The following is a 19,583-nucleotide window of genomic DNA, read 5'->3' on the forward strand; positions in this document are numbered from 1 at the left end:
TCTTAATTACAGAGTTCGGGTTAAAAACTTCGTTTTTTGGCTAATTTTTCACCTCGAACGGGAATTTTCGACAAATTTTCAGTTCAGGCTGTGGAAAAACTACAGCTTTGGTAAACTGTTTACTGATTCTGAATTCGGTAAATTTATGTCTTCCACCATCATCCTTTTCAATAAACCTTATATGGTCTTGTCGCAATTTACCGATGCCGATGGTCGTAAAACATTAAAAGACTATATCGACCAGCCGGGTGTTTATGCAGCAGGTCGACTGGACCGGGATTCCGAGGGCTTACTGGTGCTGACCGACAACGGCGCACTGCAGCACAAACTCACCCACCCCAAGGCCAAAACCAGCAAAACATATTGGGTGCAAGTAGAAGGTGATGTCGACAATCACGCCATACAGGCACTGGAAACCGGCGTTGAACTGAAAGACGGCATGACTCTGCCTGCCAAGGTATCGCGTATGGCACCACCGGCGGTTTGGGAACGTGAACCGCCAATTCGGGAGCGCAAGCACATCCCCACTACCTGGTTGAGTATTACCATCAGTGAAGGCCGCAATCGTCAGGTGCGACGAATGACCGCGCATGTCGGTTATCCAACGCTGCGACTGATTCGCTATCGCGTGGGCAACTGGACGATTGATGGTATTGAAAATGGCAGTTTCGTGAGCATGCCTGGTCCGGATGACTTGCCTGCACCAAAACCGACGTTAAGAAAACATTCCGCGCGCCGCAAACAGCCTTCGGATAGCAAACGTAAAATGCCAAAAAGGCATAATAAATCACGCTAAAATCGTGCCATACACAGGGAATTCTGTTAGAATCCGCGCCCCATTAAACTGTAAAGAGCACGCAATTACTACTATGTCGGTTACCCCAGCTAAACAAAAAGTCATTGTCGGTATGTCCGGCGGTGTGGATTCATCTGTGTCAGCCTACCTGCTTATGCAACAGGGCTACCAGGTTGAAGGCCTGTTTATGAAAAACTGGGAAGAAGACGACAATGACGAATATTGCGCTGCTGCAGAAGACCTGGCAGATGCCCAGGCCGTTGCCGACAAGCTCGGCATAGAGTTACACACGATTAATTTTGCAGCCGAGTACTGGGACAACGTGTTCGAGTACTTCCTGGAAGAATACAAAGCCGGCCGCACACCTAACCCGGACATCATGTGTAACAAAGAGATCAAATTCAAAGCGTTTCTCGAATACGCCGCAGAAGATTTAGGCGCAGATTACATCGCTACCGGGCACTATGTACGCCGCCGTGAGGTCGATGGTCACTGGCAGATGCTGCGCGGTCATGACGACAATAAAGACCAAAGCTATTTCTTGTATACGCTGGGCGAAGAACACGTTGCTAAAACCTTGTTCCCGGTTGGCGAAATTGAAAAACCCCGGGTTCGCGAAATTGCTGAAGAACAAGGGTTAATCACCCACGATAAAAAAGACAGCACAGGCATTTGTTTTATTGGTGAGCGGAAGTTTAAAGATTTTCTGAGCCGTTACCTGCCAGCACAACCAGGTGTCATTGAAACTGCCGAAGGCGAAGAAATTGGCACCCACGAGGGCCTGATGTATCACACATTGGGTCAGCGAAAAGGACTCCATATTGGCGGTTTAAAAGACTTTGGCGATGATCCTTGGTACGTCGTAGACAAAGACGTTGCCAGAAACGTACTGGTTGTTGGTCAGGGGGCAAACCACCCTCGCCTGTTTTCGAACGGACTGATAGCAAACCAGCTTCATTGGGTCGACCGTAAAGTGCCTGAGGCGCCATTCAGAGCCGCAGTGAAAACCCGATACCGCCAACAGGATATTCCTTGTACTGTCACGCCTCTGGCCGACGGGCAGGTAGAAGTGAAATTTGACTCACCACAAAAAGCAGTGACGCCTGGCCAGTCTGCAGTTTTCTATCAGGACGAAGTGTGCTTGGGTGGTGGCATTATCGAGAGTTATATTCGCGAATGTTAGACGCCAATATCGAACAACAACTGGGTTTAGCCGGCGTTTGCCAGGCTGCACAACTCGTGCAATCAGTGGCTCGCACCGGACAAGCCGACTCGCTTGCCGTTGAAGCCAGCCTGTCGAGTATTCTGGTAACCGAGTCTGACACGCCCCAGCAGATTTTTGGCCAATTGGAAAACCTCAAGCAAGGATTCCAGGTCATTGTGGCCCAACTAGGTGACCACAGCAGTAAGAAAGACACAGAAATTACCCGCTACGTGGCAAGTATTCTGGGGCTCGAGCGCAAGCTAGCCCGCAACAAAAAAGCCATGGCCATGCTGGGTGAGCGTATTGCTCACGTTCAGCGTCAATTGGCCCACGTAGATTTTGATAACCCGCAAATCCTGCAATCTCTGGCGAGTATTTATTCGGATGTCATTAGTCCCCTCGCCCCGAAAATCCAAATCGCGGGTAACCCAAATAACTTAAGTCAGCCCCTGAATCAGCACCGAGTGAGAGCACTTTTACTTGCCGGCGTGCGCGCTGCGGTATTATGGCGTCAGATGGGCGGACAGCGACGACAGATCATATTTAAACGTAAATCTATTCTGCAAGGCGCTAAACAAGCGCTCAGATTAATTAATTGATTGAGGAGCAAAAGGTGGATCTTTCCCAATTAACGGCGATTTCTCCGGTCGATGGTCGGTATGCCTCGAAATGTAGTGAGTTAAGACACATATTCAGCGAATATGGCTTACTTAAATACCGTGTTGAAGTAGAAGTACGCTGGTTACAAATGCTTTCTAACCAGGAAGGTATTCAGGAAGTTCCGGCGTTTTCACCTCAGTCTAATGCCCTGTTAGACAGCATTGTTGCCGAGTTTTCAGTAGACGATGCACGCCGCATCAAAGAAATCGAACGCACCACTAACCACGACGTGAAAGCGGTTGAGTATTTTCTGAAAGAAAAAGTAGCTGACAACAGTGAATTAAACGCCATCAACGAGTTTATTCACTTTGCCTGTACATCAGAAGATATCAACAACCTGTCTCACGCATTAATGTGCAACGCAGCGCGTGAAACCGTGATCCTGCCCTATGTTGATCAGTTAATTGATGCGATTACTGACCTAGCGCGTAAATACCGCACGGTGCCAATGATGGCACGTACCCACGGCCAGCCCGCTTCTCCTACTACAATGGGTAAAGAAATGGCTAACGTCGCGGTGCGTTTAAAGCGTCAGCGCGAGCAAATTGCAGCGGTAAGCATTCTGGGTAAAATCAATGGTGCAGTGGGTAACTATAACGCTCACTTGTCTGCCTACCCTGAGCTGGATTGGCATGCCATCTCTGAAAAATTCGTGACCAGCCTGGGCGTAACGTGGAACCCTTACACCACGCAAATTGAGCCACACGACTACATTGCTGAGCTGTTTGATGCCATTGCGCGTTTCAACACCATTCTGATCGACTTCGATCGCGATGTGTGGGGTTACATTGCACTGGGTCACTTCAAGCAAAAAACCGTCGCAGGCGAAATTGGTTCATCAACCATGCCACACAAAGTTAACCCAATCGACTTCGAAAACTCTGAAGGCAACTTGGGTATCGCTAACGCCATTTTCGACCACCTGGCAGCGAAACTACCAGTATCTCGCTGGCAGCGTGACCTGACTGACTCCACTGTGTTGCGTAATTTGGGTGTGGGTGTCGGCTACACAGTTATTGCGTACCAGGCGTCTCTGAAAGGGATCAGTAAGTTAGAAGTCAACGAACAGAGTCTGCTTGACGAGCTGAATAACAACTGGGAGTTGCTGGCAGAGCCAATTCAAACAGTTATGCGTCGTTACGGCATTGAAAAGCCATACGAAAAGCTGAAAGAACTAACGCGCGGTAAGAAAGTGAATGCCGAAGTGATTGCTGAGTTTATTGACGGCCTGGAAATGCCTGAAGCTGCAAAAGTACAGCTGAAACAACTCACGCCACAAGCTTATATTGGCGACGCAATCCGTCTGGTAGATCAGTTACTGGACTAAGCCACTACTGATAATCTGGTAGCACTTACATCCTGTGAGGGCTACCATGATTATACATTCGTCTTCCGTTTCACCCGTTCCCACTTATCAGTATTTACAGCGTACATTACAATACGTGCTTTACTTGTATTGTTTCATGCTGGTAATGCAACTGCCATTGATCCTGCTCGAAGTGCCGGTGAATCTAACCAAGGTAACCGTGTGGCTGTTATATCTGCTAGCACTAAGCGCTTTATTGAAGCGCCGAAATAACCTTGCACAGCCCCGCATCAAATCGGGTCTGTTTTTGCTTTACTTCAGTTATCTGGTCATCGCCATTAAGCTGTGGCCAGCGGTTACCAACACACATTATTTTTTGTTGCTTTCGCTGGTCATTGCCGGTTTTGTTTTTACCCGGCAGGAGCGCAACATTCAGCACACCATGGTGGCTATCGGGCTACTGCTGTATGTGTTTATCAGCACGTTTCTGTATGTAAACAACGAGCTTTATACGCTCATTCAGTTTTGTAATGATATTACCCTCGGTGTCATCTGTTTGGTTATCTATCGGGTATTTCAGCATGTGACTTTATTGCGATGGCAACACCTGAGATCGGCGCATACAAACTCAGTTAACACGTTGTCGAGGTTCGTTCCCAACGAACCGGATAAACCCGACCTGCTCTGGCCTTTGGGCGTCACCCGCAAATTTGATTGCGTAACGGTGTTGTTTGCCGATTTAGCCGGATATACGCAAATTAACCGCTGCGAAGGTGACGATAAAACGCTGGCAATGATGAAAGCCCTGTTTCGTCGAATTGATAAACGTCTTGCCCGTTATGGGCTTGAAAAAATCAAGACTAACGGCGACCAGTATATAGCGATTGGGCCACTTCAAGGTAAAGACCATCTCAACTGTCAGGTAGTCATGGATTTTGCACTGGAGCTACATCAGCTCATTTCCCGCCTGTCCCGACGCAGTCCCATTCCCTTCCAATTGCGTATCGGCATTGCTACCGGGCCGCTCTCAGCTGGTATGATTGGGAGTCAGCGGCCACAGTTTGACGTTTGGGGGCAAACCGTCAATCTTGCAGCCTATCTGGAACAAACCTGCACATCTGCTACCATTCGCTGCTGCGCAAACACCGCAGCCCTGCTGAATCTGGATACAACCAGTTCTTATCATGCTCTGCGTAGCCATAAACACCCGCAGACCAAAGGTTGTTACGAATTTAGCCCTTCAGCACACTGACGCGATAAATTGTCTGCCATCAGCAACGACAAGGCCCTGATTCTGTTATGATAGACGCCAGTGAGTTCCCCAACAGGAAAACGATGTGGCGCCGTTTAATAGTGAAGTGTTTCTACGTGAATACTGGCAGCAGAAGCCCTGTGTGTTAAGGCAATTTTTGCCGAATTTTGAAGATTTCGTTGACGAGCATGAACTCGCCGGCTTGGCCATGGAACCTGAATTGGATAGCCGTATCGTACGCTTTCACGAACAACACTGGCAAGTCATTCAGGGCCCGTTTGACGATTTCGATGATTGCCAGGGGCTCTGGAGCCTGCTGGTACAAGGTGTCGACCGTGTCGTGCCTGAAGGCGCGGAATTAATGGCACAGTTCAATTTTTTGCCTTATTGGCGTATGGACGACCTGATGATCAGTTACGCGGTACCCGGCGCGGGCGTTGGGCCGCACCTCGACCAGTACGACGTATTTTTAGTACAGGGGAAAGGCAGCAGACGCTGGCGTGTGGGCCGCCCGGATACATCCGATGAAAAGGTCACTGCGCCAGGCCTAAGACAAGTAGAAGATTTTGACCCCGTTATCGACTGTGAATTGGCGCCAGGTGATGTATTGTACATCCCGCCAGGATGGCCGCACGATGGCAAAGCTATTACACCCTGCCTGACCTATTCGGTTGGTTTCAGAGCCCCGGAGCAGTCACAGTTAAGCGGTTTTCTCGCTGAGCATTTCAGTGGTCAGGGATGTCAGGCCGAACGCTTTACTGACAGCCAACGCGCTTCGATTACATCGCCTGTATGGGTATCGGAAAGCGACACGCAGAACCTCCGACAACTATTGCATGATGCAGTAGATTCACCGGCATTTTTATTGTCTTTGCTGACAATGCTCAGTGACCAGTCGATTGAGCCAGAGCCGCCAGAGCATAACGCGACAGAGCGTTACACAGTAGAGTCCTTTGAAGCAGGAGAACCACTGCTAGGCTTAACAGGACTGCGGCCAATAATGCACGAACGCGCATCCAAATGGCTATTTGTGAACGGTGAGAAAGTTGCCCATGAATGTGAAGATCATGCATTTTTAGCGAACTTACTGTCAAAAAATGCCATTTATCTTACTGACTTTGACAGTCATCCAAGCAAACTGGACATAATTTCATCATTTACTACACTGATCAATATGGGGTATTACCACTTTTTGGACGAATAGCGGGACAACTATGATTTATAGTATCGAAGCAGTCAGATGGCACACAGCAAGACCACATCTCGAAGCGCTGCGACGAACCGTTTTTGTATTGGAGTGGCAGTTACCTGAAAGTGCAGAGTTTGACGAACTCGACACAGACGCGCATCACGTGTTGGTAATAGGTGAAAACAAAAAGCCCATCGCGACCGGCAGATTAACGCAAACCGGTGAACTCGGCAGAATTGCTGTCTTACGAGGCTATCGCAATATGACTGTCTACAAGACGCTGTTTTCCGCTTTACTTAAATTAGCCAGCGTAAACAATATCCAACAAGTTAAAGTTCAATCCGCGCTGGAAAGCGTTGAGTACCATCAAACCCGAGGCTTTAAGCCAGAGGGCCCGGTATTTATGGAAGCTGGCGTTCCCATGCAAAAAATGGTGTGCCAGCTTACTAAGTTCGACTTACCGGACGTCGAACACATTCATTAATGTCGCCTAGCCCCAAAGCTTTCGTTTTCGTAAAAAGTGTACAGACTACCTGCTCTGCCTCTACGTAACTGAACGAATATTATCTGACGTACATGCCGCTGGGAGTTGTTTGCTTCCGGGTTTTCCGCCTTCAACTGCCATTGTATCGAGAAATAACGCTACACGTCCCTGGCATCAGTGGCATTAACTGCCAGCGCGACATAGGTAAGCATGTCGCCTGAGATTTCCCAGTAGACTTTCTGATCCATTGCTTTGATCTCCCACACGGTGAGATATCAACCCTGTTCTGTGATAACACTGTCAAACAGGCTCCCTTCCCGGGGCAGAAACTGGTTCGCTTTTTGGAATTAGGCGTGTACCCAGGCTGCCATTTATTGTTCGTTAAATGGTTCTGTCATAAATTTATTTTCTGGTTATACACTGCAATAAATGTTGCAGCGGGTGCTTGGGTTTAAAACCGTCTATGCGATTAACCTGGCTCCGACAGGAATAACCTGACGCCATTACCTGATCGGGCTGATAGCGGGCAACCGCCTGCTCCCAACTCATTGCATAAATGCCCAATGAGTTTGCTTTGTTTTGCGCTTCATGACCATAGTTACCAGCCATGCCGCAGCAACCCACTTTCACGATATCGACAGGCTGACCCAGACTGCTGAAAATTGACTGCCAGATTTGTTCAGTTTTAGGTAATGCGGTCTTCTCAGTACAATGCGCAAATAGTGCCATTGGCTGCGTCTGTTCTCTAACTGCTTTGCTTTCCCACAGGTCATCAGGTAATGCTTGCAACCACTCGTGGACGGTATGAACAGTAAAGTCGCCTCGCTTTTCACCTAAACTATGGCTGTATTCATCGCGGTAACAAAGTACCAGTGGCGTATCAACACCTACCAGAGGAATATTTAACGCTGCCACTTCATTCAGAAATGCTGCCGTTGTTGTAGCGGTTTGAGCAAACTCTTCCAGGAATCCAGCAACGTGCTGAGGCTTACCGTTTGGTTTAAACGGCAGTAACACCGGCACCTTACCCAGTTCACTGACCAAGCGCCCGAAGTCCATCACAACCTGGGCATCGTAATAGCTGGTAAACGGGTCCTGAACCAACAACACGTGTTTCTGGCGTTCAGATTCCGGCATTGCTGCCAGTTCGGCTAAATCAAATGACTTGAACACACTGTCCTGTTGTTGTGTCAGCGTGGGATACGACAACAAAGGCGCATCCACATAACCTACTTGTTTTTCAATTAAGCGCTGCAGCCATTTGGCCCCCAGGAAGGTGTTTACCACTCTTGGGAACTTCGCCATCAACGGGGTGATTTGTTCAACGTTTGCCACCAGATGGTCTTTCATTGGCCGCAGGTAACGCTGGTAATAAATCGACAAGAACGTAGAGCGGAATGCGGGTACATCCACTTTAATCGGACATTGATTTGAACAGGATTTACAAGCCAGGCAACCGCTCATGGCTTCAAACACTTCATGCGAAAAATCGTTGTGTTGCGCGCGGGTATTCTTAAATCGCGTCCACCAGCTGGTTTTAAACTGCTCAGCCGAGAGTTTGGTTGTATCGACGCCTTGGTTAGCCAGTAACCGCACCCACTCACGAATAAGGCCTGCTCTCCCTTTCGGACTATGGCGACGGTCTTTGGTAATTTTACTGGACGGACACATAGGGGATGTCGTGTCATAGTTAAAGCACAACCCGTTGCCGTTACACTCCATGGCGGGTTTAAATGCGTCTTTAAACGCAACAGGAATAGTTCTGTCGAGTGTTGCGCGCTTCGGATCGCTCACACGTACTAATTCATCAGTGCTATCTAATGGCGTACAGATTTTGCCCGGATTCATTTTGTTCGATGGGTCAAACGCTGTTTTAATTCGTCTTAATTCGGTAAACAACGACTCGCCAAAAAATGCCGGCCCATATTCGCTGCGGAATCCTTTACCATGCTCACCCCACATCAAACCGCCGTGTTTTGCCACTAACGCGACCACTTCATCGGAGATTTGATGCATCAGTTTTTCTTGTTCCGGATCACACAAGTCTAACGCGGGTCTAACGTGCAATACACCGGCATCAACGTGACCAAACATGCCATACTGCAAGCCATGGCTGTCCAACAACGCGCGGAACTCCATAATGAAGTCAGCCAGGTTTTCCGGCGGAACGCCGGTATCTTCGGCAAAAGCGATGGGTTTTTGGCTGCCTTTGGTGTTGCCCAACAGGCCCACCGATTTTTTCCGCATGGCGTAGATTTTATTAATATCAGCACGGTCGTAGGTCAGCTGATAACCGATAACGCCATACTCGCCAGTAGCCGCAGCGGCCGACAGTTCTTCTTCAAGGCGAGCAATCCGGGCTTTAATTTCATCCAGATCGTTACTGTTATATTCGACCATGTTCAGGCCTTGCATATCCTTACCCGGTACATCCTGAATCAAGTCAGAAATGGAATGCCAGATAATATCTGTGCGCGCCAGGTTTAGCACTTTGCTGTCAACGGTCTCTACTGATGTTGCCTGAGCAGCAATCATTCGCGGCGCATGACGTAACGCCGATTCAAAGCTGTCGTACTTAATATTGACAAGGGCGGTGTGTTTGGAAATTGGCGTCAGCGACAGCTTCGCTTCTGCCACAAACACCAGCGACCCCTCAGACCCGGTAATGAGGCGGCTCACGTCAATCAGTGACTGCTCTTCATCATAGGCGTGTTCAAGATCGTAGCCGGTTAAGAAACGATTCATCCGAGGGAATTTCTCGAGGATCTCATTGCGCTTACCGCGGCAGGTACTTAATACTTGTCGCAGAATGCGGCCGTAAGTATCGCTGCGCGTCGCCATTTTCTCAGCGTCCTCAATACTGATTGGCGATGTTTGCAGAATTTCGCCATTTGCCAGCACGCTGGTCAGTCCCAATACGTGATCACTGGTTTTACCGTACACCAGTGAGCCCTGCCCCGATGCGTCAGTGCTGATCATACCGCCCATGGTGGCGCGGTTACTGGTAGATAAATCCGGAGAGAAAAAATAGCCATAAGGACGAAGCGCATCGTTAAGTGCATCTTTAACAACGCCAGACTGAACCCGGACCCAGCCTTCCTGCGGATTAATTTCGAGGATTTTGTTCATGTGGCGCGACATATCAACCACAATGCCGTCTGTCAGGCTCTGACCGTTGGTACCGGTACCGCCTCCACGCGCACTGAATTTTACCTCTGGGTGCTGATTAGCTAATTCACCGATGATCTGTAGATCATTAATGCCTTTTGGTAACACCACGGCCTGGGGTAGTTTTTGATATACAGAATTGTCAGTAGCAACCGCCAAACGGCTGCCGTAGCTGTATTCAATATCACCAGCGAATGCCGATTTTTCCAGACTTAGAAGATAACGCCGATAAACATCGGAAACAGAAGACTCGATGGGTACAACAGGTAAGTTCAAGGCAACGCTCTCGTCAATAGTTTGGTCGCTAAGTATACCTAGCCTGTCGGTCTGGCTCCACCGTTAACACAGGTATTTTCTACGGAAGTTGAATAGATTGATAAACCGAGAAAAATCTATAGAAACTGCTTATCGACAAACACAGCTTATTTTCATAAATCATTGATTTTAAAATTCAAAGCAAATTCAGAGAAAAGCACTATCTCTTGCAAAATTCCAGTTTCAACGCTATTTTCATACAAGATAATAATAACGATAGTGAGATAAGATATGGCGATTGAGTCTAACCTCAACATTTTAGATCGTTCCTTACGCGGTCTGATTGGTATTGGCGTCACAGCTTTTGCCCTATTCAATGGCGACATCATCGATGATGTATTCATAGAGATACTGCTTGGTATTTTCGGTATTCTGAACCTAATTTCACTGGCATCAGGATGGTGTCCGGTTTATCACATTGCTGGGATTAGCACGCGCAAACAATAACCCCTAGCAGGTACTTTTCTTGCCAGCACAACCGATAACGCATATCAAACGCGATACCTCTGTCAGGCCACGGTTAATCGTTGCCTGCCTAGCCGTATCGGTACTGATTTCTGCGATTTACGTTACGGTTTCTTACCGGCTCACCGCTGACGTCAGTTTACAGACCGAACTAACCGCCATGCAAAAACTGGCTCGCCTGCTAAGCAGTGAGCTGGATATGCATGAAGGAAAAATCGCTGACCAGGCTGGCTCACTGGTAAACCTGTTGTCTGATCCCAACGATGATACGCCCAGGTTATTCCACATAACCCGCGAAACGGAAGCCTGGCAACGAGGCCATCGCCTTTCGAAAACTGAACAAAAACAATTACTCACCGCCATCAGTCGTCCAATAGACGACTCACACTTAGTGACAGTGAATAATCGCAACTTTTTATGGCAGCAACATGTCGGAGAGCAGCACACTGTAACCTTTGCTCAGGAAACCACCGCACTTGACCTGACGCTGTCATTTGTTGCTAAAAGGCTGCTGATCACGTCTGTATTAGTGTTCTGGATAGCGGTTTGGCTTGCGCTTACGCTATCTTCCCTTATTGCCAAACGCGCTCAGGAAATCAACGATGCGCTAGCAACCATCGCCACCCATGATGCGCTCACCGGCTTACCCAACCGCCTGTATTTAATGGATACGTTGAGCGCTGCCCTGCCGAATACCGACTCGGTAAAAGCAGTGGCGCAAGGCTGTTTGTTTGTCATTGATCTGGATAAATTCAAAGAGGTAAACGATTCATTTGGCCATTCTGCTGGCGACACGCTTCTTAAAGAAGTCGCAGCCAGATTATTAAAGGTGGTGGTTTCACCAGCGGAGCTAATTCGCATAGGCGGTGACGAGTTTATTATCTGGGCACCTGATATCAGTATCGACGGTGCTGAAGACTTAGCCCAGGACATGGTCAACGCATGTGACACGCCAATAATGATCAATGGTTTAGCTGTGAATACCGGTGCCAGTATAGGTATTGCTCACTACCCCACGCATGCCCAGGAGCCCGAAGCACTCATCGTTTGTGCAGATACTGCGATGTACAAAGCTAAAGAACAACGCAATGGCTGGCAGGTATACGATGACAGGAAAATTGCTGACTACAAACACAATTTACAGCTGCGAGCAGAGCTCAGTGATGCCATGCAAGAAAGGCAAATCATCATGCATTATCAGGCAAAAGTTGATCTTGCATCCGGCAACATCATAGGTGTAGAGGGATTATGTCGTTGGGAACACCCTCGTTTGGGATTACTGATGCCCGGGCAATTTATTGATCTGATTGAAGACAGCGGAAAAGTACAGGAATTCGGACGCTACATTCTTGCCGAGGCCATTACGCAAGCGGCGAGTTGGCAGCAGCAAGGCATTGAAGTCCCTATAGCCGTCAACCTGTCGCCCTACAATCTGCTTGATCCGGGGCTGATCACCTATATTCAGAATAAATTAAATGAAAATCAGGTATCACCCCATTTAATCGAAATTGAGCTGACAGAAAATGAAACCTGTCTGAATATTAAGTACATTAAAGCTGCGTTGGAAAACATTAAAGCAATCGGAATTGTGTTAGCCATTGACGATTTTGGTACTGGCATGAGTTCGCTGTCTTACCTGGCCCACCTGAACGTTGATGTACTGAAAATCGACCGGGCTTTCGTGATGGATATTGAAACCAATACAGGCCACAAAGCCATTGTCGCGTCGGCCATTACACTATCCCAATCATTTGGCTGTAAAATGGTAGCGGAGGGTGTGGAAACCCTGTCTCAAGCCAGATTGCTGCATGAAATGGGCTGTGTCATAGCCCAGGGTTATTTATTTGCCAAACCCTTACCTGAAGAAAAAATCAAACAACATATCCTAGCCGGGAAAACACTCTATCCAAATGCAGAAGGTCTCGTTCCCCCGTCTGCCGTTAATGCCTGAGAAGATTTTATTTGCTCTGCACCTTGCCCTGTGTCGTGCCATTACATTTTTTTACATATAAAAAATAGGATTATTCGGCAATTAAGTTAAACTAGCAGGTGTAGAAAGAGGAGTAATGTATGGTTAAAGTGATTCGATTAAGCGTGGGAGCATTGTTGTTCCTGGGTGGTATTGTATTAACCTTATTACCCGGTTCTATACTGCTCGTCATCGGTGGGCTTATTTTATTGAGCTACGATTGGCCTCGTGCCAGAAGCTGGCTCCGTTTTTTTCAGAATCAAATGAGCACATCAGCCAGACGCCTGGACAAGTTTTTGTTAGGTCGTCGTCTTCGCAAAGCCCGTAACAGAAGTTAATTCGAGATTTACGTCTTCCGTTACCCAATATAACTTAGCAGCACTCAGTTACGGCGCTACCGATAACGCTAATTCTAATACTTTAGTAAAATTAATTACTTAAGGTGTGCGTTTGCACGACTAAAACTAGCCCAAAGGATAATAGCTGACTGGTAGCAATTATTTTGCTGTTACTATTAAATGGGGTTTTCGTTTAGACGTACTCATTGTTTTAGAGGTTAAACATGAAACAACAAGGCTTTACGCTCATTGAGCTGATCATTGTCATTGTCATTCTCGGTATTCTTTCAGTAACTGCAGCCCCGCGCTTTATCGATTTTCAGGGTGATGCCCGTAAGGCGACACTGCAAGGCGTAAAAGCGGCGCTGGATGGCGGCGCCCGTCTTATTTTTGCTAAGTCAGCAGTCGCAGGAGAGCAGCGCTCAGCCAGTGAAAATCTGGTTATTAACGGCAGTACTATTTACACTGTGTACGGCTACCCTGCCATTCGTGATGTGGTAACCAATCTGAGTGCATGGGCTGACATTGACGGCAGTGGCAGCGGAAATGGCACTGACTTTCGAATTGCCGTTTCCACTGATTCAGCACCACAAGCCGTAACGCAAACTGATCAGTTTGCTATTCTGCCAAGTGGTGTCGGCTCAACAGAAAACTGCAAGGTTATCTATACTGAAGCCCAGTCAGCCGGTTCGAGTCCGACTATAACGGTGTTAGACAGCGACTGTTAAGTTACCCCCTATTCTGAGTGCCTGTTGTCTTCGTGTGGACAGCAGGCGCAATGCCCCTGTTCATTTCGTCTATCCACTCAAACGAATAAACACCACATCAAGACTGGCACGCTGCAACGTGGTCTGGTTTTACTTTTTGCGATTGGTTTTAATTAGCGGCAAGTGCAGCTAACCCGTCTATGCAGTAATAAAAAAGCCCATGCGTTTACCGAATGGGCTTTTGTGATTGGGTAACCGCTTGAGCGATTACTTTGCGTGTTGCTCTGTGGATTGAGACTTACGCCTTGTCACCGTGTTGTTCAGCAAGGTACAACCAGGTTTCAACCACCGTATCCGGGTTAAGTGATACTGAATCGATGCCCTCTTCTACTAACCAGGCAGCGAAGTCTTCGTGGTCTGAAGGTCCCTGACCACAGATACCTACGTACTTACCGCGTTTCTTGGCAGCTCGGATAGCCATCGACAACAGCACTTTTACCGCTTCGTTACGCTCGTCGAACAAGTGAGCGATTAAGCCAGAATCACGGTCCAGACCCAGAGTTAACTGTGTCAGGTCGTTAGAGCCAATTGAGAAGCCGTCGAAGATGTCGAGGAACTTGTCAGCAAGCAGTGCGTTAGACGGTAACTCACACATCATAATGATGCGCAGGCCGTTTTCACCTTTCACCAAGCCTTGCTCTGCAAGCAGTTCGATAACCTGCTGACCTTCTTCCAGTGTACGTACAAATGGGATCATAATTTCCACGTTAGTCAGGCCCATTTCGTTACGTACCCGCTTGATAGCCTCACACTCAAGGGCGAAACAATCACGGAAGTCCTCAGAAATGTAGCGACTTGCGCCTCGGAAGCCCAGCATTGGGTTTTCTTCGTCTGGCTCGTACTGATAGCCACCAACCAGGTTGAAGTACTCGTTAGACTTAAAGTCTGACATACGCACAATCACTTTCTCTGGCGAGAAGGCCGCACCGATAGTAGAGATGCCTTCAACCAGCTTGGTGATGTAATACTCTTTCGGTGACTCGTATCCAGCGATCATGTCGCTGATTTCTTCTTTCAGTTCTTCCGGCTGCGAGTCGAAGTTCAGCAATGCCTTCGGATGCACGCCAATCATACGGTTTATAATGAATTCCAAACGCGCAAGACCCACGCCTTTGTGAGGCAGACGCGCGAAATCGAATGCGCGATCAGGGTTACCCACGTTCATCATGACTTTCAGTGCCAAATCAGGCATAGCATCGATGCGTGAGGTCGTAACGTCGAATTCCAGTTCCTGATTGTAGATATAACCTGTGTCACCTTCTGCACACGACACAGTGATCTTGTCACCAGTCTCGATAGAATCGGTTGCATTTCCACAGCCAACCACCGCAGGGATGCCTAGCTCACGTGCAATGATTGCCGCGTGACAAGTACGGCCGCCTCGGTTAGTAACAATGGCAGACGCCTTCTTCATGATCGGCTCCCAGTCCGGGTCGGTCATGTCGGTTACCAGCACATCGCCGGGCATAATTTTGTCCATCTCTTCAATGGAACCAAGCACTTTGGCCTCACCAGCACCAATCTTGTGACCAATCGCGCGGCCTTCACAGACGATGCCTGCACTGCCTTTCAATTGGAAACGCTCAATGGTTTGTGCGTCTTCGCGGCTTCGTACGGTTTCAGGACGCGCCTGTACTATGTAAAGCTGGCCATCTACGCCGTCTTTAGCCCACTCAATGTCCATTGGACGCTTGTAGTGCTTTTCGATGATTTGCGCCTGCTTTGCCAGTGCCATCACTTCGTCGTCAGTCAACGAGAAGGTCTTGCTCTGTGCGGGCTCAATATCCACGATAGTCACTTGCTTACCGTGGTCCTGATCCTCAGAGTAAATCATTTTGGTCAGTTTGCTGCCCAGGTTACGGCGCACAATGGCTGGCTTACCATTGTCCAGAGTAGGTTTATGCACGTAAAACTCGTCAGGGTTAACTGCCCCTTGTACAACCATTTCACCCAATCCGTAAGAACTGGTAATAAACACCACATCTTCGAAGCCTGATTCGGTGTCGATTGTGAACATAACGCCTGAAGAAGCGATGTCACTACGCACCATACGTTGAACACCAGCCGACAATGCCACGCCCTTGTGGTCGTAACCCTGGTGAACACGATAAGAAATAGCCCGGTCGTTAAACAGCGACGCAAACACGTGCTTCACTGCAACGATAACAGCGTCGTAGCCTTTCACATTAAGGAACGTTTCCTGCTGCCCTGCGAACGATGCATCAGGCATGTCTTCAGCCGTCGCAGAAGAACGTACCGCAAATGATGCTTCGTCACCTGCATCGCCCTGAAGCTCAGCAAACGCGGTTTTAATTGCATCCTCCAGCGCAGGCTGGAAAGGTGTGTCGATGATCCACTGGCGGATGTTTTTACCCGCTTCAGCCAACGCGGTTACGTCATCGACGTCCAACGCATCCAACACTTCATGAATTTTCGCTTCCAGACCACTTTGCTCTAGAAATTCATTAAATGCATAGGCTGTTGTTGCAAATCCACCAGGCACTTGTACGCCTGCGTTGGCCAGGTTTGAAATCATCTCACCGAGCGAAGCATTTTTACCGCCAACACGATTAACATCGTGCATGCCTAACTCTTGATACCAAAGTACGTATTCTTGCACTTTTACAGCCTCCAGCTTGTAACTATTTCTGTACGCGCGGTTTTAAAATGCGCTTGTAGGGTAGAGGGAAAACAGGCCTGATGTGGTGTGCAGACTAGATTTTCCTTACGGAAATTCTAAAATGCCAGTTATAAGAAAGTAAAATTTTATTTCATTTCGTAATAAATTTACGACAAAGTTAAGGAGTTGTTGTGCGCACCGCATTTTATATCTCAGACGGCACAGCCATCACAGCAGAGGTGTTTGGCCACGCTTTACTGTCACTTTTCCCGACAGAATTCAATCATAAGACAATTCCTTTTGTTGAAACTGAAGAACAGGCTTACGGCGTAATTGAAAAAATTTCTGAAAGTTTTCAAGATAGCGGCGAAAGGCCGCTCGTTTTTTATACAGTAGTAAACACTGATATTCGTCGAATAATATCCCGTTCGGTCGGTATTAACTACAATTTCCTCGACCAATTTGTGGCGCCGCTGGAAAAAGTCATTGGCGTGCCTTCAAAACCAGAGAAACATCGCACCCACAGTATTCACGAAAAAACCTATGACATTCGCATCGAAGCGGTTAACTACGCACTGGCAAATGACGATGGGTCAAATCTGAAGGATTACCACGAAGCGGACATTATTTTGGTCGGCGTCTCCCGCTCGGGTAAAACCCCAACGAGCCTCTATTTGGCATTGCAATACGGCATCAAAGCTGCCAACTATCCGTTTACTGAAGACGATATGGGAGACATGCTGAAGTTGCCCACCGTACTGCGGCGCTTTAAACAAAAATTATTCGGCCTGACCATCGAGCCTGCGAGGCTCCACCAGATCCGCTCTGAGCGCCGCGCAAACAGCCGGTATGCGTCATTGCAACAATGCAGAATGGAATTGCGGGAAGTTGAAAACCTCTACCGCAAAGAAAAAATCCCATTCCTGAACAGTACCAAATACTCCATCGAAGAGATCTCCGCCAAAATCCTTGCAGAAACAGGCTTACAGCGTAGGAAGTACTGAATATTCGATGCTACTGAAAGCGCTTGGTGAGTGCATCAAGGTGTGAAGCATAAGGCTTCCACCGTCCCTGCCCTGAGCGATTGATAGGCTGTCTGACCTGTTCGGCGCTGGGCGTTTTAATTAACCGCTGGGTTTGGTGAAATGCCACGCAAGCCTCTTCAAATGGCACCCCAATATAGTCCAGAATCCGGGCGACCTGACCGGGCAGATCATCCAGCACGTCCTCGTGATGTACGGTAAGGATGTCGCCAGGATAACAATGATGCCAGTGATCCATGAGTGATAAATAAGCCTGATAGTAACGGGCAACGTCATCAAGGGAATAAGAAAACTCTTGCCCTTCACCAAACAATTGCTTGAAGTTACTAAAACAGCAATCCATTGGATCTCGTCGTGCGTCGATAATTTTTGCATTGGGCAAGATCTGTTTGATAAGGCCAATGTGCATAAAATTATTTGGCATTTTATCTATAAAAAACGGGGCCTGTTCCCGGTAACAACGGGTCTGTTCAATATAGGCTTTACCCAACTGGTATCGCTGGTCATGCGTAAGATGTGCTACCGCAAAGGGATACGGCACAAACGTCGATTGTGTCTCCTTCTGGTCCGCTAATTGTGACTGCATAGCCGGCGTATTTATTTGAGATGCCAGGGCGAGAATATTGTGCAGCTCCATAGTGCCGTCAATATCACTGTGCGACGCCAGAATTTGTTCAATCAGCGTGGATCCAGCTCGTGGCATACCAACAATAAAAATAGGATCGGGTGCCGGGAAGCCTTTTGGCGATGGCGCTCCGACATCAACAGGAAACGCGTCTACCTGTTGGAGAATGGCTTGTTCGGTGCGTTCTATGCTAAATGATAAAGTGGCCTTTTTGAGTGCGTTCCCTTTTTCATAATACGCAAAGGAAGCATCGAATTGTTTACTGTCCTCATGCGCTTTACCTAAAGCAAAGCACAAGTGCACCTTGTCATCTACCGACAACGACGGAGACTCTGCCCTGTCCTGCATCTTACTGATTTCCTCGTTGGTAAACCGATAAGATTTCATATTTGCCAGGCTCCAATAAGCATCACCAAATGAAGGATGATAATGGGCAGCCTGCTTGTAGGCTTCCACCGCCTGCTCTGCGGCGCCAGCCGTTTTATGGGCGTGGCCCAATGCCAGCCAAACAGCCGGTTTATCCGGATCGGCTGCAAGCAGTGAGTTGAAAATACGGATGGCCTGTTCCGTTTTATTTAAGCCCAAACAAGCATTCGCCAGCGCCATTTGCATTGCTGTCGAGTTCTGAACAGTCTCCGGTAAAGCCATAACCTGACGCTCAATGAGGTCGTGTTTACCCAGCTTCGCTAACAATCCCACATACAGTGACACAGCGCGCTGGTTGTCGGGGTACAACGCAATACAGCTTTCCAACAAAAACTCAGCGTCGTGGTAAACCTTCATTTGGATGCCGATTTCTGCCAATAACATCATGGCGTCGGGCTGGTGCTTGTGTTGCTGAAGAAATTGCCTGCAAACACGCTCGGCATCAACCAGGTTGTTTTCGTACATCAGATCGTAACCACCGCGAATAGGCGCGGGTAATCCCTGCCAGTAAGCGATCTGCTGCTGCGCAATGTCTTTGGCTTGGTGGTCATTAAACTGAGTGTAAATCTTTAATAACTGCTGCCAGCTGGTAAGCAAAGCGGGATTGTATTGCGTGGCTTTGAAAAACGCACTGCTGGCAGCCTGCTGGTTGCCCATCGCTAAATAACAGTAACCAGCCTCCTGATATGCACGGCCGTAGTCCGGTCGCAACGCCAATAAATCGTCGATGCGCTTAATAGCATGCTGAAAGTCTTTCGCTAGTCGACAGGTAACAGCCGACAGATACAGCGTTTCTGCTTTTTCGTGTTCATTAATATTGAGCAGAAATAACTGTTCCAACGCGGCTTTGGCGTTGTCCAACCTGCCTTGTTGTAGCGACTGTTTAACCGTTTGCAGTAATGATATAGAAGTATTGGCCATTGCTATTCACAGCTGAAAAGTAAAACGGCAAGCCG

At 48.1% G+C, this 19,583-nt stretch carries 14 protein-coding genes and 1 pseudogene; 12 read left to right on the plus strand and 3 right to left on the minus strand.

Annotated elements, in window-relative coordinates:
- Positions 1-145: 145 nt before the first annotated feature.
- From BUB81_RS08915 to BUB81_RS08945, 7 genes and pseudogenes are all read left to right on the plus strand, one after another.
- Positions 146-673, plus strand: a pseudogene (locus BUB81_RS08915) (rRNA large subunit pseudouridine synthase E); the annotation flags it as partial.
- Positions 674-869: 196 nt separating this feature from the next.
- A complete protein-coding gene (mnmA, locus tag BUB81_RS08920) occupies positions 870-1,979 on the plus strand; it encodes a tRNA 2-thiouridine(34) synthase MnmA (protein ID WP_073321650.1) in 1,110 nt (369 codons plus the stop codon).
- The gene (gene hflD, locus BUB81_RS08925) at positions 1,973-2,599 is read left to right on the plus strand and encodes a high frequency lysogenization protein HflD (RefSeq protein WP_073321653.1); all 627 of its coding nucleotides are present in this window, start codon (positions 1,973-1,975) and stop codon (positions 2,597-2,599) included. Before mnmA ends, hflD begins: the two co-directional genes overlap by 7 nt.
- A gap of 14 nt (positions 2,600-2,613) precedes the next feature.
- Complete coding sequence (gene purB / locus BUB81_RS08930) at positions 2,614-3,987, plus strand: adenylosuccinate lyase (RefSeq protein ID WP_073322772.1); 1,374 nt, start codon at positions 2,614-2,616, stop codon at positions 3,985-3,987.
- A 46-nt stretch (positions 3,988-4,033) separates the two neighbouring features.
- Entirely contained in the window at positions 4,034-5,218 is a 1,185-nt protein-coding gene (locus BUB81_RS08935) for an adenylate/guanylate cyclase domain-containing protein (protein WP_084526381.1), read from the plus strand.
- Between the two features lie 85 nt (positions 5,219-5,303).
- Positions 5,304-6,422, plus strand: coding sequence for a cupin domain-containing protein (locus BUB81_RS08940; protein WP_073321659.1), 1,119 nt, complete (start codon positions 5,304-5,306; stop codon positions 6,420-6,422).
- Between the two features lie 10 nt (positions 6,423-6,432).
- The gene (locus BUB81_RS08945) at positions 6,433-6,891 is read left to right on the plus strand and encodes a GNAT family N-acetyltransferase (RefSeq protein WP_073321662.1); all 459 of its coding nucleotides are present in this window, start codon (positions 6,433-6,435) and stop codon (positions 6,889-6,891) included.
- Positions 6,892-7,293: 402 nt separating this feature from the next.
- Here BUB81_RS08945 and ydiJ read toward each other — a convergent pair whose 3' ends face one another.
- The gene (gene ydiJ, locus BUB81_RS08950) at positions 7,294-10,335 is read right to left on the minus strand and encodes a D-2-hydroxyglutarate dehydrogenase YdiJ (protein ID WP_073321665.1); all 3,042 of its coding nucleotides are present in this window, start codon (positions 10,333-10,335) and stop codon (positions 7,294-7,296) included.
- Between the two features lie 270 nt (positions 10,336-10,605).
- Here ydiJ and BUB81_RS08955 point away from each other — a divergent pair, with 270 nt between their 5' ends.
- The 4 genes from BUB81_RS08955 to BUB81_RS22470 all read left to right on the plus strand — a co-directional run bounded on the left by BUB81_RS08955 (position 10,606) and on the right by BUB81_RS22470 (position 13,874).
- Positions 10,606-10,821 (plus strand): YgaP family membrane protein, encoded by a 216-nt coding sequence (locus BUB81_RS08955; RefSeq protein ID WP_073321668.1) that lies wholly within the window; start codon positions 10,606-10,608, stop codon positions 10,819-10,821.
- Between the two features lie 19 nt (positions 10,822-10,840).
- Positions 10,841-12,790, plus strand: coding sequence for a putative bifunctional diguanylate cyclase/phosphodiesterase (locus tag BUB81_RS08960; protein ID WP_073321671.1), 1,950 nt, complete (start codon positions 10,841-10,843; stop codon positions 12,788-12,790).
- Positions 12,791-12,909: 119 nt separating this feature from the next.
- On the plus strand, positions 12,910-13,146 hold the full coding sequence (locus tag BUB81_RS08965; protein WP_073321674.1) for a PGPGW domain-containing protein: 237 nt from the start codon (positions 12,910-12,912) through the stop codon (positions 13,144-13,146).
- A gap of 224 nt (positions 13,147-13,370) precedes the next feature.
- Complete coding sequence (locus tag BUB81_RS22470; protein WP_073321677.1) at positions 13,371-13,874, plus strand: prepilin-type N-terminal cleavage/methylation domain-containing protein; 504 nt, start codon at positions 13,371-13,373, stop codon at positions 13,872-13,874.
- Positions 13,875-14,151: 277 nt separating this feature from the next.
- Here the strand turns inward: BUB81_RS22470 and ppsA are convergent, their stop codons facing one another.
- Entirely contained in the window at positions 14,152-16,533 is a 2,382-nt protein-coding gene (gene ppsA, locus BUB81_RS08975; protein WP_073321680.1) for a phosphoenolpyruvate synthase, read from the minus strand.
- 191 nt (positions 16,534-16,724) lie between these two features.
- Between ppsA and ppsR the strand changes: the two genes are divergently transcribed.
- Positions 16,725-17,537 (plus strand): posphoenolpyruvate synthetase regulatory kinase/phosphorylase PpsR, encoded by an 813-nt coding sequence (ppsR, locus tag BUB81_RS08980; protein WP_073321683.1) that lies wholly within the window; start codon positions 16,725-16,727, stop codon positions 17,535-17,537.
- Positions 17,538-17,547: 10 nt separating this feature from the next.
- On the opposite strand, the gene BUB81_RS08985 is transcribed toward ppsR, so the two are convergent.
- Positions 17,548-19,548 (minus strand): tetratricopeptide repeat-containing sulfotransferase family protein, encoded by a 2,001-nt coding sequence (locus BUB81_RS08985; RefSeq protein WP_073321686.1) that lies wholly within the window; start codon positions 19,546-19,548, stop codon positions 17,548-17,550.
- Positions 19,549-19,583 lie beyond the last annotated feature (35 nt).

This window comes from Marisediminitalea aggregata, from assembly GCF_900129565.1.
Taxonomy (GTDB): Bacteria; Pseudomonadota; Gammaproteobacteria; order Enterobacterales; family Alteromonadaceae; genus Alteromonas; species Alteromonas aggregata.

Coding starts and splice junctions, on each gene's coding strand:
- mnmA (WP_073321650.1), top strand. CDS start 870: ATGTCGGTTACCCCAGCTAAACAAAAAGTCATTGTCGGTATGTCCGGC.
- hflD (WP_073321653.1), top strand. CDS start 1,973: ATGTTAGACGCCAATATCGAACAACAACTGGGTTTAGCCGGCGTTTGC.
- BUB81_RS08935 (WP_084526381.1), top strand. CDS start 4,034: ATGATTATACATTCGTCTTCCGTTTCACCCGTTCCCACTTATCAGTAT.
- BUB81_RS08945 (WP_073321662.1), top strand. CDS start 6,433: ATGATTTATAGTATCGAAGCAGTCAGATGGCACACAGCAAGACCACAT.
- BUB81_RS08955 (WP_073321668.1), top strand. CDS start 10,606: ATGGCGATTGAGTCTAACCTCAACATTTTAGATCGTTCCTTACGCGGT.
- BUB81_RS08965 (WP_073321674.1), top strand. CDS start 12,910: ATGGTTAAAGTGATTCGATTAAGCGTGGGAGCATTGTTGTTCCTGGGT.
- BUB81_RS22470 (WP_073321677.1), top strand. CDS start 13,371: ATGAAACAACAAGGCTTTACGCTCATTGAGCTGATCATTGTCATTGTC.
- BUB81_RS08985 (WP_073321686.1), bottom strand. CDS start 19,548: ATGGCCAATACTTCTATATCATTACTGCAAACGGTTAAACAGTCGCTA.